Raw genomic sequence first — 12936 nt, 5'->3', positions numbered from 1 at the left:
TCCTGTTTGTAAGGGAATGAGGGCTTAGGCTGCCTTTTTGCCGGAAGCTCGGTCAGGTGGGGCGCATGGCGTGCCGTTCCGGTAAAGCGCGATAGCGTTTCCTGGAGCTTTTTGATAGTTGCCAAATGTATGCCGAAACGTCCGTTCTGGCTCTTTTCGGACCATTTTCAGGGCTTCTTTTCCTGCTTTGGGGACGTTTTTGGGCTTTTTCCCGCACTGCTTTTCCTCATTCTGCGCCGAACGATTTTTCGCTTTCAGCCGAATGATTTTTCGTTTGGCTGTGATTGATTTGCATATATGCGCGAAATATCCATTTGTTTGGCGTTTTTTTGGATATTTATTCATAAAAATCTTTTTGGTTGGTTGCTGTTGGACTTTTTACGTTTGTCATATAGTTTCTTTCTTACTTACTTAAGATATGATGGAATTGACTTTTTGCTTTCGTTTTGTTATAAGACGTTCGATTTCTTATGATTAGTTATATAAAGCCGTTTTCCGACTCATTGATATAATTTTTTGCGTATCTTTTTATATAGAGTGATAAACCTGTGGGAATTTTTTCTGGCAGTTTTACGATTTCCCGTGCTACGGCCAAACCTTTTTCATGATTTTTTAAGTGGTTTTTATATAATATCATTAATTCGTATCTGGCCTTAAATTTGGAGGGGTACATTTTAATGGATTTTTTAAGATGTTCTTCTGCTTCTTGATATTGTCTTAATGGTATTAATGCTTTTGCATATAGCAATTCTGATTCGTCACTCTTGATATAATACGAGAATGTATCGAGAGTTTTTATAACATTATTGTGTTCTTTATTTGCAAAAAGATAAGTAGCACGCCTGATTAGGTATTGTGGATTGTCATGTAAAATCGGGATGGAAGAATATGATTCCTTTTCCTTGTATATGAACGTTTTGTATTCATTATGTTTAGCAAAGAATAGAAAGGTGCTAGCTGTTAGTATCATTATGAAAATACCATTGAAAATATATTTCCTTTTTATCATACTTAGGTTTATACAATTATGTCGTATTGTAGAGATGAAAGTTATTATGAGCAGTTGGCAGTATAAGATTTGGGCAAAATAACTAATGCAAGAAGAAATAAAAAATAGAAATATCATAAAATAACTATTTGAATCAATATATACTTTTTTATAAGTAATAAGAGCCGTGAATAAAACTATGAAGGATGGGAGCAATCCGAATTTACATAGGAACTCTAAGAAGTCATTATATGCATAGGAGGTATTTCCTGCTAAAAAGCTCATTTTGTCGGAAACTTTTATTGAGTTTAAAAACATTTGCTGATAATCCATATAGATATTAGGAAATTTTCCAACCCCAATTCCAAGACCAGGGTTGTCAGTGAATATATTAAAAGAGCTTCTCCAAATAAGTATTCTGCCAAGACTAGAATCTGTTTTTAGCGTAAAGGCTAGGCATATAGTGCATATTATGGTGATAATTAGAAGTATTGGAAACCTGATTCTTATTTTATATAGAATTAAAGTTATCAAAATAATAAAAGATGCCCTTGAAGAAAAGTATATGGCTGTAGCGGCTAGTAAAATGGTGAATATAATAAAACTTGTTTTTTTTAAGACTTTTCCGTCTTTTAAGGGAAGGTTAAGGGACAAGAAGCAGATTATAAGTGATATATAGGTGGAAAATATGACACTGTTGTAAAATCTTATGGGTAGAAGGTCTTGTATATGGATAAAGCATACGAATTGTATCATTAACCAAATTAATAAAATGTAGAATAAGCTTTTTTGGGCGAAAGAATAATCGTTCCTAATCAGGTTGCGTAAATTAACCATCCAACATAATAATATGACCATTTTGAGTAAAGCTTGGTAGTAGATTAGAATTTCTTGTTGGATAATAAGTCTGAGAAATTCTATAATAATTACAATAAGAATCCCTATTTCCAGTAATGTAAATTTGTAATGCCCCGTAATTGTGAGAAATATGGAGGATAATACGACAATAGAAGATGCAATGCAAAAAAATAGATAACTATTTAAGTATATGTCAAAATAGAACGTTGGTATGAACATACATAGCAAAAATAAGCATAATGTTCCCCTTTTCAAATAATGAATGAAAGTTCTATAACGATATAGAAAATGTACATTGTACATTTATGAATGTGTTATTTAGATAATTTTATTGTTTTAGACGCACCATTATTGCATTAATAAACTCGTCAGGCTTATTGCAACTTAATACGTATTTCTGATTCTTTGAACATTCAACTATTATCATCTTTTTTTTATTATTAAATAATGTATAGTATTTCTTGTCTGCATCTAAAATACCAATATAGCCCCATACTCCATTACTTCCAAATCTTCTTACGCCTTTTGGTAGGTCATGAATCCGATTTATTTTTAAAATGTTATTTAAATAAATCTTTTTATGGAACATGAAACCTTGTATATGTATATAGTTGTTTTTTAGTTTTATGAAAATGGGAGAAAAGGCAAAAGTTAAGAAATATATAATATATGATAAAGACAAGAGTACTATTACCATACTATTTTCATAACTTCTTTTTTCCCATACAGTAGCGGTAGCTACTGATATATATGTCATTATCAGTATTGATGACACAACAACAGTCGTTAAAAAAACATACGCACTCGGAGTACATTTATAATATTGTTCCATAGAAAGCACCTCTTATTTGATTTCTAATTTCTTCTTCAGAAAATTGGTTGAATAATTCTGGTCTGATTTCCTTTAGTGGCTCAATAACTTCATTTATTATTTGTTCAATTTCTTCTGAAGCGAAATATTTAACTTTCTTGTCTTCATTGACAATGTTCCATAAGGTCCTTATATTAAATAAGGATGTGTTGTCTGTTCTTACAGCCACTATACTCTCTGTATCCATTTGTGTATATGTGTATGTTGCAGCCATTGTATTAAGTTGCCAATATACTAGTGCCATGAAGACCCATTCTGCAAACCAAAACCAAGAGTAGGGTTGGATTTCTGTATTAAATCCTCTCCCTTTTGTTAAACTCTCTGCTATTTTGTTTTTGAATCCAATTTTAGATATGGCATCATCGAACAAGTGATTCTTAGAGCATAATCTGACCATTAGTTTTAAATCATTATTTTGAATAGCCTGTCTTATGTCATCATTCGCGTATGCCATTATTAATTTTATAATTCCATCATCTAATAAAATTTCTCCTTCATATCCATAGCGTGAGAAATATGTTTGCGGAGATTTTATAAAATCTTTTGCTAACTCAGGATAACAGAAAACGTCATTAGCTAATTGTTTTACAGCATTTATATATTGTTTGTTGTCCATTGATAGAGGAACTGCTATGGCCTTGGTCTTTACGTTCGTATTAGTGTTTCCATTTAAGATGAAATCATTCCCTATATCTTTAGTTTCCATGCCTGAATCGCTATTGCATCCTGTGGCACCTGTTAAAACAGAAATTCCGAGAACTGAATTTTTGAATATCTTTTTTTTCATGACTTTTTATTTTATGGATAAATTGTATTTTAACATAATATTGGGTAGTATTTGGTTTATATGTTTTTTTATATCTGCTATAAAATGAGGGCTGTTGAAAAGCATCGTGCAGACTTCGCAGATATGCATGGAATAATCTATTTCATTTCTTTTTATGGGTGTATTTCTGTATAAAAACTCTAATATTTTTATGGGACCTTCTGTATGAATCCAAATTTTAAGCAAGTCCTCAAATTGGTTGGATTCGATAGAGGCTTTCGTGCTATATTGGATATTACCTACTTTCAGGGTCTGATTTTGCAGGCAAGTTAACCCACAACAGCAGTAAATATCTCCATTAGGAGTTATGGCAATAGTATGAAAAATTGAATTGCAGGTGTTATAATGTGGGGGGACTTCTTTTTTTTGATGTTTTCTCTCTTCTTTTGCTTCATCTGTGACAGGCATCCAAACTCCCTGCATAATTTTAATACAAGTTGAGTCTGACATATTATTTCCTATGTATTTTGAAATCCTTTTGTCTTTGATGAATATAGTTCTATTAAAACTTGAGTTTAAGTGCGCTTCGACATTGACTAATGTGTTAAAGCCAAGGTCTCGTGATGCTAAACATGCATTGATGATGTTTTCATAAGGAATCCATTCTTGATGGTCATCACCTGTGCTGTAATTTATTTCGTTTAATCCGTGTTCTTTAAGTTTTACCAAAAACGAATAGGCTTTTTCATAGCTTGTTGCCCAATATGCATTAGTGACAATACGTGTCGTTAGTCCTTTTTTATTTGCGTAAATGATACCTTTAAGCAAATCGCCTTTAATTGATGTGCATTCTCCACCGCTGAATACAATGGTTTTGATTGAAGGGTAGTAGCTAAGTATCTTGTCGATGTATTGGTAAATGTGATTCAAACCCATTCTCTCCTTCTTATGGGGGCTACATTGGAAACAACAGTTTTTGCATTGCGCGGTGCAATGCATGGTTGTCAATAACGATAATGTTGTTGGCTCTATAGGTTTAAACAACATAATTTATTTTTTTATTTTTGCAAATATATTGAAAAGTTTGGCAAGGTATTGTTATCATGATTATTTTTAACGTTATTTGATTTATGGTGCAAGATATGCATGTTTTTCTATTTTATTAAGAAAGTTGAGCGTTATGTCATAATCTTACAAATAGAGCTTGTCAAATAGGCTTGGATGTTTCATACATGAAAATATATGTAACATACGCGAAAGTATGGTTTGGAAGAAATTCGTAATTTTGGGGTATCGTATGTTGTTTGTTAAGACCCAAAGGAATATGAATAGTCTAAAGATGTGGATGGCAGTGTGGACCGGGATATGCGTGGCGGTGTTCCTGGCTTGCCATCCGGGAAAATCCCGGCTTGAAGAAGCATTGGAAGCAGCGGGCGAGAACCGTTCAGAGTTGGAACAAGTGTTGGATCACTACCGTGGTGACAGCCTGAAATCCCTTGCCGCGCAGTTCTTGATAGAGAATATGCCCTGCCATTATGCTTATGCGGGAAAGGAGTTGGAGAAGTACCGCCGATATTTCGAGCGGTTCCCGCCGTGCGCTTGGCGCGGCCCTGAGTTTGTACGTGATTCTTTGCTTGAAGTTGATGGTGCATTTTGTCCCGACTCATTATACAAGGTTTACGACATACATGTCATTAAATCCGATTACCTTATCCGTAACATCGACCAGGCTTTCGAGGTATGGCACGGACAACCATGGGGGCGGCACGTGGACTTTGCCGACTTCTTGGAATTCATCCTGCCCTACCGGGTGGGGACGGAGACGCTTTCCGACTGGCGGCAGGAGGTCTATGACCGCTACAACCCGATGTTGGACAGCATCCGTGCCTCGGCAGACAGCACGGATGTGTTGGCCGTGGCGCAGGCCTTGATGGATTCCTTGTCTGTGGGGACGGTTTATTTTACGGGCTTGTTCCCCTCGGGCATCACGGTGGGGCCAGACCTCGTGGAGTGGCGTTCGGGCAACTGCCGTGAACTGACGGACTTGGTGACGTATGTATTCCGTGCCTTAGGCATCCCCGGCGGATGCGACAAGATGCTGATGCGAGGCGACAAGAATGTGGCGCATTATTGGAATTTCGTGGTGGACGGTGAAGATTCCACTTATTTTGCCTCCATCGGCCAAAGCTCGAAACAGTTTGCGAAAGCCGAGACGTATTGGGACCCGAAAGGGAAAGTTTACCGGGAGACGTTCAGCCTGAACAGGGCGATGCGCGATGCCTGCGGGCGTGACACGACGGATGTCCCGCCGGTGTTCCGCGAACCGTTGATGCAAGACGTGACGGCAGCCTATGCCGGGAAAATCAACCGCTTCCTGCGCATTCCGGCAGACAGCCTCGCCCTTGTCCCGCACGCGGGCGAGACGGTCTACCTTTGCCTTGCCACGCGTGGGACGTGGGTGCCCGTGGGGTATGGGCGTTTCGAGGGCGATACGGTGCGCATCGACAATGTGCAGGGCGATGTGGTGTTCCGCCTGGTGGTTTGCCGCAAAGGGCATTTGGTGTCGCTCGGCGTGCCGTTCCTTTTGGAGAAGTATACCGGGGCGGTGCGCTTCTTCCGTGCCGGGGAGGAACGGCAAAAAGCCGTGTTGCTGCAAAAGTTCAAGGAGGATTTCCAGGCCCACATGGTGGGCGGTGTGTTCGAGGCATCGGACCATCCGGATTTCCGCTGCCCTGATACCTTGTTTGCCATTAAAGGGCGTCCGCCTCGTTTGAGGAATGTGGTATGTTTGCCGGATAAAGGGGAGGCCCGCCGTTACGTCCGCTACTACGGGCCGCCTACGCGCCATTGTAATGTATCCGAGTTGGCCTTCTACGTTTCTGCTGCAGACACGGCGGCCTTGTGCGGGCGTATTGTCAGCCCTCCGGGCGTGGCGGAAGGCCGTATCGTGAACCAGTTCGGCAACGTGTTCGACGGTGACCCTTACACTTCGATGGATTACCGTGAACCGTCCGGCGGATGGGTGGGAATGGATTTCGGCCGTCCCATGCATATTGGCAAGTTGGTCTATATGCCGCGCAACCGTGACAACTTTATCCGCACAGGCGACCGTTATGAGCTGTTCTATGCCACGGCGGCCGGTTGGGAGTCGTTGGGCGAACAGACGGCGGAGTCTGATTCTTTGGTTTACAAAGTGCCTCGGGGCGCGTTGCTTTACCTTCGCGACCATACGCGCGGTAGCGACGACCGTATCTTTGAGATGGTGGACGGGCGGCAGAAATTGTGGTAAAGTGAGAAAGAATAGCAAAAAAATGCGTATTTTACGTGAATGTTACATTTGATGTAATATATGTAAAATAGGAGAAAGCGACTTGTCGCTTTTGTCTCTATCTTTGAGGCAAGTTTTCAATTTAGTAAGGAAGTAAACGATAAAATGGTTTCTTCCGGTAATTTAATAATAGAAGAATATGAAAAAAATGAAATTTCTTTTAGTGGGTCTGTTGGTTGCTTCAACGGGTTATGTGGGTTATGCCGTTTACGATGACATGAAGAGTCCGGATTGGGAGAATTTCTATCTGTCAGATGTGGAAGCGTTGGCAATAAATGAGGGTGGTGAGAGTTCCGTACATGTGACTTGTCGTTGTTCTGATGATATGGATCAAAGTTGTGCTGCTAATAATAAAAGTTCTATTTGTGGCGGCGGTGCAGGTGTGGATTGTTCTAAATACAATACAAATTGTTCAAAGCAAACTGAAGAAAATGATTCGGTGAGATAATAATCAATGCTAATTTTAACTCAATGAGGTGTCTGCTTACATCTCATTGAGTTCATATTATAAGGTAAGGAATGAAAAAGCAAATAATTTTATGGGTTGTGGCTGCTTGCATGTTGGCCGGTTGTATGAAGAATAAGAAAGGTAATTTCACACTCCCGGTGGATTCAAGAGCCGATATGGCTGTGGCAAATTTGGAGATAGATACTATCCGATTGGATTCTGTGGTTACCTCTTATGTGATAGAAACAAGTTTGCGGGATAGTGTGATTTCTGTTTTGGATAAGTATTTTGGGATGTTGTACCGGTTTAATTTAGATGGGAGCTTTAAGGAAAAGAAATTAGGGCGGGGACATGCCAAAAGCGAAACTTCGATAGGTCATATCGCCACACATGCCTTTATGGATAATGGAGACCTCTTTTTGTTGGATTACAGTGGAGGGCATCATATATATGACAAAGATATTCAAATGAAGGATTTTTTCCGGGTCATTTATGAGAATAGTGGAGACGGCAGTTTAAATAAGGATAAGCTTTATAAAACACCTTCGGAGTACACCCATTTGTACAATGATATTGTGTGCAGGAGCTATAAAAACAATGTGTATTTTAATGTGCGTATGTCTTATCCTATGTGTTGTTATGTGAATAATACCAAACAACATTTGGAAGAAAATGCCAATATCTTGGAAGTGAAACTTGATGAACAGGAGTTCGGTCGTTTGTTGGCTGTCGGTTATCCGGATAGTTACCAAAAGAATAGCCTAAACAAGGCAATCTTTTCCTCTGTGAATTATGACATCGCCAAGAATGGGGATTTTTATGTGACTTATGAGGCTGATACCCTCATTTACCAATATGATTGCGATTATGGGCAGAAAAAGTGTTTTGGCTATGCGGGCAAAGATATGGATTTGAATTATAGGTATATTAAGACACCTAAAGAATCGGGTAAGTATTGGAGGAACGAGCGTCAAACCAAGGGTTATTACAACTGGTTAGAGTATGTGGATGAAACAGGATTGCTGTTCCGCTCTTATCAAAAAGGCGGTGCCCAGCCAGTTGATGGTCTTCAAATTTATAAAGACGGAGTGTTGATAGGAGATGTGAATGTGCCTAAAGGGCTTAAAGTCTGTGGGTATGTTTCTCCTTATTATTATTCATACGTCATGCCAAACGAAGAACGGGAAATCATGTACTTATATCGTTTTAAGTTATGAGCAGGAAATATGTATGGGTTTGCGTAGGGTTGATAGCAGTGGTTTGGAGCTTTTTTTTCTTTTGGAATTTAATATCTAAAAAAAATGATGTGGTTACAAATTTGGAAAGTCGAGTGGCAGAGGATATTTTTTGGAAACAGCTTCCGTTGACTGAAGTCCGAATTAAAAATAAAGTTGTCAAATTAAATGCTGTAAGAACCGGTGAGAAAGTAACGGCTCGGTATGTCTTATATAATACGGGTAATAATCCGTTGTTTATAGAGTACGTGAATCCGGATTGTAGTTGTACTGGGTATGAGGTAAGTGATAGTATTACATTTCCGGGAGATTCTTTACAAATCATGTTGAAGTTTGATACTACGGGTAAGGCTGGAATAAATTTTATGAGTGCGGTAGTGAAAGCCAATACTTCTACGGCATTGTACAAGCTAAGTTTTGTGGTTGATGTCTTGGAATAGGCCGGATTGCAATAATCGTTATTGGAAATATAGGAAACCGTGAATTGCTAAATAGGTAGTTGGTTTTAAAATAAGCAATTGAATCGTAAGTTGGATGAATTTGTAGTATCCCATTCTTTTAGAATTGATATGTGAGGGCTGATGCAGCTTTTTTTAGGCCGCATGTTGCCGTTACGGGAGAAAATGCCTATATTTGTACCTATATATAATAGGTATATGAAATATAAATTCTAACGATTATGAGTAATGAAGAAAAACCGCAGCAGGAAGGTATGCTGCAAATAGAGATCAGTCCGGAAGTAGCTCAGGGAACATACGCAAACTTGGCCATGATTGCACACTCCACATCCGAGGTGATTATAGACTTCGTGTGCATGATGCCGGGATTGCCAAAGGCGAATGTGAAATCCCGTATCGTCATGGCTCCGGAGCATGCCAAGCGTCTGCTTTATGCCTTGCAGGACAATATTAATAAGTACGAACATAACTTCGGAGAAATAGATATGCATCAGGGCGGACCTCGTACGGTGGCTCCGTTCAAAATCAATAAGGGGGAGGCTTAGTCCTCCTTCTTTTTTTGCCTTGAATCCGTAAAAAACACTTTTTCGGTGAAAAATAAGTTAAAATACTATGCCGTAGGAGGCTTTGTACGTGGGTAAACCTTTAAATTAGAGGAAAACACATTGTGTATTGGAATAAAATTCGTAACTTTGCGGCCTGAAAGCCCTTAATGTGGACTTTTACGAATTTGCATCATATAAATAACAATATATATAATTTAAAAAACAAGAACAATGCCTACTATTCAACAATTGGTAAGAAAAGGTAGAACAGTGTTGGTAGAAAAGAGCAAATCACCGGCGTTGGACAACTGTCCTCAGCGTCGTGGCGTTTGCGTCCGTGTGTACACTACCACACCGAAGAAACCTAATTCAGCGATGCGTAAGGTCGCTCGTGTGCGTTTGACTAACATGAAGGAAGTGAACTCTTACATTCCGGGTGAAGGTCATAATTTGCAGGAACACTCTATCGTATTGGTACGTGGCGGTCGTGTGAAAGACCTTCCGGGTGTTCGTTACCACATCGTACGTGGTACTTTGGATACAGCCGGTGTGGCTAACCGCACGCAGCGTCGTTCCAAGTATGGTGCAAAGCGTCCTAAAGCAGGTAAGAAGTAAATCATTTGATTGTAACGAATCTATTATTTATTAGTTTTGGTTTGTTGAGCTAAAGGTTGAGTAAATGCTCCGGAGGGAGGGTTGAAGATTATCGAAGTACAGCCAAACTGAAAAAAACTTTTTGAAATGAGAAAAGCAAAACCAAAAAAACGTGTGATCCTTCCGGATCCTGTCTTTAACGATGTTAAAGTTTCTAAGTTTGTAAACCATTTGATGTATGACGGCAAGAAAAATCTTTCGTATGAGATTTTTTATGCGGCACTTGAAACAGTAAAGGCTAAAATGGCCAATGAGGAAAAAAGTGCATTGGAAATTTGGAAGGCCGCTTTGGATAAGGTGACTCCGCAAGTGGAAGTGAAGTCTCGTCGTGTGGGTGGTGCTACATTCCAAGTGCCGACGGAAGTCCGTCCTGAACGTAAGGAGTCTATCTCAATGAAGAACTTGATTCTTTTTGCCCGTAAGCGTGGTGGAAAAACCATGGCGGACAAATTGGCCGCAGAAATCATGGATGCTTACAATGAACAGGGTGGTGCTTTCAAGCGCAAGGAAGATATGCACCGTATGGCCGAGGCTAATCGTGCATTCGCACACTTTAGATTCTAATTTTTATTAAAGTAGCTAACAATGGCAAAGCAAGATTTACATTTGACCCGTAATATCGGTATCATGGCCCATATTGATGCCGGTAAGACAACGACTTCGGAGCGTATCCTTTTCTACACCGGTCTTACGCATAAGATTGGTGAGGTTCACGACGGTGCCGCTACGATGGACTGGATGGCTCAGGAGCAGGAACGTGGTATCACTATTACTTCAGCAGCTACTACAACTCGTTGGAATTGGAATGGCCAAACATATAAAATTAACTTGATTGATACTCCGGGACACGTGGATTTTACTGCAGAGGTAGAACGTTCGTTGCGTGTGTTGGATGGTGCCGTGGCTGCGTACTGTGCCGTAGGTGGTGTTGAACCGCAGTCTGAAACGGTATGGCGTCAGGCTGATAAGTATAATGTGCCGCGTATGGGGTATGTCAACAAGATGGACCGTTCTGGTGCTGACTTCTTTGAGGTTGTACGTCAGATGAAGGATGTCTTGGGTGCAAACCCTTGTCCGGTTGTAATTCCTATCGGTGCAGAGGAAAACTTCAAAGGGGTAGTCGATTTGATTAAGATGAAGGCTATCTTGTGGCATGACGAGACAATGGGAGCGGATTATTCTGTTGAGGAAATTCCTGCGGACTTGCAGGCTGAAGCAGAAGAATGGAGAGATAAGATGTTGGAGAAGGTGGCTGAGTTCGACGATGATTTGATGAGCAAATACTTCGACGATCCTTCCACTATTACTGAGGAGGAAATCCTCCGGGCTTTGCGTGCTGCAACTGTGGCAATGGAAGTGACTCCTATGCTTTGCGGTTCTTCGTTCAAGAATAAGGGCGTACAGACGTTGTTGGATTATGTTTGTGCTTTCTTGCCTTCTCCGTTGGATACACCGAACGTTGTAGGAACAAATCCGGATACAGGTGCTGAAGAGGATCGTAAGCCGTCGGAAGACGAAAAGACTTCGGCCTTGGCATTTAAGATTGCTACCGATCCGTATGTGGGTCGTTTGACATTTATCCGTGTTTATTCGGGTAAGGTTGAGGCAGGTTCGTATATTTATAACTCTCGTTCCGGTAAGAAAGAGCGTGTTTCACGTTTGTTCCAGATGCATTCAAATCATCAGAATCCAGTTGATGTGATTGGTGCCGGAGATATCGGTGCGGGTGTCGGTTTCAAGGATATCCGTACGGGTGATACATTGTGTGATGAGGGTGCTCCTATCGTATTGGAGTCTATGGATTTCCCAGATCCGGTTATCGGTATTGCGGTAGAGCCGAAAACGCAGAAAGACTTGGACAAGTTGTCTAATGGTTTGGCAAAGTTGGCCGAAGAGGATCCTACATTCACAGTGAAGACAGATGAACAGACGGGGCAGACGGTAATTTCTGGTATGGGTGAGTTGCACTTGGATATTATTATCGACCGTTTGAAACGTGAGTTTAAGGTGGAATGTAACCAAGGTAAACCTCAGGTGAATTACAAGGAAGCAATTACCAAGACAGTCAACTTGCGTGAGGTTTACAAGAAGCAGTCTGGTGGTCGCGGTAAGTTTGCAGATATTATTGTAAATGTAGGTCCGGTAGACGAAGACTTCAAAGAGGGCGGCTTGCAGTTCGAAAATAAGGTGACTGGCGGTAATATTCCCAAAGAATTCATTCCTTCTGTGCAGAAAGGTTTCGAGAGTGCAATGAAGAACGGTATTTTGGGTGGGTTCCCGATGGACAGCTTGAAGGTAGAGTTGCTTGACGGCTCGTTCCATCCGGTAGACTCAGACCAGTTGTCATTCGAAATCTGTGCATTACAGGCTTACAGGAACGCTTGTGCTCAAGCTAAGCCCGTATTGATGGAGCCTATCATGAAATTGGAAGTTGTGACTCCGGAAGAAAATATGGGTGATGTGATTGGTGACTTGAACAAGCGTCGCGGGCAGGTTGAAGGTATGGATACCAGCCGTAGCGGTGCCCGTATAGTGAAGGCAATGGTGCCATTGGCAGAAATGTTCGGTTACGTGACGGCTTTGCGTACGATTACTTCTGGTAGAGCTACGTCTTCCATGACGTATGACCATCATGCTCCTGTGTCAAGTTCTATCGCCAAGGTTGTACTTGAGGAAATCAAAGGACGTACCGATTTGGTATAAAAAACAATAAACTGGATAGAAGGTGCCGGTTAGCGAATGACTCTTAATCGGTATACCTTCTTTCCTTTTCATTAATCATTAA

General features: G+C 40.5%; 13 protein-coding genes. 8 read left to right on the top strand and 5 right to left on the bottom strand.

The window, feature by feature from the left end:
- Positions 1 to 24: 24 nt before the first annotated feature.
- From HMPREF9442_RS10140 to HMPREF9442_RS10120, 5 genes are all read right to left on the bottom strand, one after another.
- Positions 25 to 345, bottom strand: coding sequence for a hypothetical protein (locus tag HMPREF9442_RS10140; protein WP_008628192.1), 321 nt, complete (start codon positions 343 to 345; stop codon positions 25 to 27).
- A gap of 133 nt (positions 346 to 478) precedes the next feature.
- Positions 479 to 1009, bottom strand: coding sequence for a CDC27 family protein (locus HMPREF9442_RS16250; protein WP_147639908.1), 531 nt, complete (start codon positions 1007 to 1009; stop codon positions 479 to 481).
- 1165 nt (positions 1010 to 2174) lie between these two features.
- A complete protein-coding gene (locus HMPREF9442_RS10130; RefSeq protein ID WP_008628188.1) occupies positions 2175 to 2678 on the bottom strand; it encodes a PH domain-containing protein in 504 nt (167 codons plus the stop codon).
- Complete coding sequence (locus tag HMPREF9442_RS10125; RefSeq protein WP_008628186.1) at positions 2662 to 3504, bottom strand: hypothetical protein; 843 nt, start codon at positions 3502 to 3504, stop codon at positions 2662 to 2664. Before HMPREF9442_RS10125 ends, HMPREF9442_RS10130 begins: the two co-directional genes overlap by 17 nt.
- A 6-nt stretch (positions 3505 to 3510) precedes the next feature.
- A complete protein-coding gene (locus tag HMPREF9442_RS10120; RefSeq protein WP_008628184.1) occupies positions 3511 to 4419 on the bottom strand; it encodes an SPASM domain-containing protein in 909 nt (302 codons plus the stop codon).
- A gap of 388 nt (positions 4420 to 4807) precedes the next feature.
- On the opposite strand from HMPREF9442_RS10120, the gene HMPREF9442_RS10115 reads away from it, so the two are divergent.
- The 8 genes from HMPREF9442_RS10115 (at position 4808) to fusA (ending at position 12854) form a co-directional block, all read left to right on the top strand.
- The gene (locus tag HMPREF9442_RS10115; protein ID WP_040602960.1) at positions 4808 to 6772 is read left to right on the top strand and encodes a hypothetical protein; all 1965 of its coding nucleotides are present in this window, start codon (positions 4808 to 4810) and stop codon (positions 6770 to 6772) included.
- 178 nt (positions 6773 to 6950) lie between these two features.
- Positions 6951 to 7259 carry a hypothetical protein gene (locus HMPREF9442_RS10110; RefSeq protein WP_040602940.1) on the top strand — a complete coding sequence of 103 codons (309 nt, stop codon included), beginning with the start codon at positions 6951 to 6953 and terminating at the stop codon, positions 7257 to 7259.
- A 71-nt stretch (positions 7260 to 7330) separates the two neighbouring features.
- Positions 7331 to 8476, top strand: coding sequence for a hypothetical protein (locus HMPREF9442_RS10105; protein ID WP_008628179.1), 1146 nt, complete (start codon positions 7331 to 7333; stop codon positions 8474 to 8476).
- A complete protein-coding gene (locus tag HMPREF9442_RS10100; protein ID WP_008628178.1) occupies positions 8473 to 8934 on the top strand; it encodes a DUF1573 domain-containing protein in 462 nt (153 codons plus the stop codon). Before HMPREF9442_RS10105 ends, HMPREF9442_RS10100 begins: the two co-directional genes overlap by 4 nt.
- A 239-nt stretch (positions 8935 to 9173) precedes the next feature.
- Complete coding sequence (locus HMPREF9442_RS10095) at positions 9174 to 9497, top strand: DUF3467 domain-containing protein (protein ID WP_008623152.1); 324 nt, start codon at positions 9174 to 9176, stop codon at positions 9495 to 9497.
- 231 nt (positions 9498 to 9728) lie between these two features.
- Positions 9729 to 10112, top strand: a complete 384-nt coding sequence (gene rpsL / locus HMPREF9442_RS10090; RefSeq protein WP_008628177.1) for a 30S ribosomal protein S12 — start codon at positions 9729 to 9731, stop codon at positions 10110 to 10112.
- Positions 10113 to 10238: 126 nt separating this feature from the next.
- Positions 10239 to 10715, top strand: a complete 477-nt coding sequence (gene rpsG / locus HMPREF9442_RS10085) for a 30S ribosomal protein S7 (protein WP_008628176.1) — start codon at positions 10239 to 10241, stop codon at positions 10713 to 10715.
- A 21-nt stretch (positions 10716 to 10736) separates the two neighbouring features.
- A complete protein-coding gene (fusA, locus tag HMPREF9442_RS10080; protein WP_008628174.1) occupies positions 10737 to 12854 on the top strand; it encodes an elongation factor G in 2118 nt (705 codons plus the stop codon).
- Positions 12855 to 12936: the final 82 nt, after the last annotated feature.

Origin of the sequence: Paraprevotella xylaniphila YIT 11841 (assembly GCF_000205165.1) — a bacterium.
Classification (GTDB): domain Bacteria; phylum Bacteroidota; class Bacteroidia; order Bacteroidales; family Bacteroidaceae; genus Paraprevotella; species Paraprevotella xylaniphila.
Note: the sequence above shows the minus strand (reverse complement) of the source record. Positions and strands in the feature narration are given on the sequence as shown.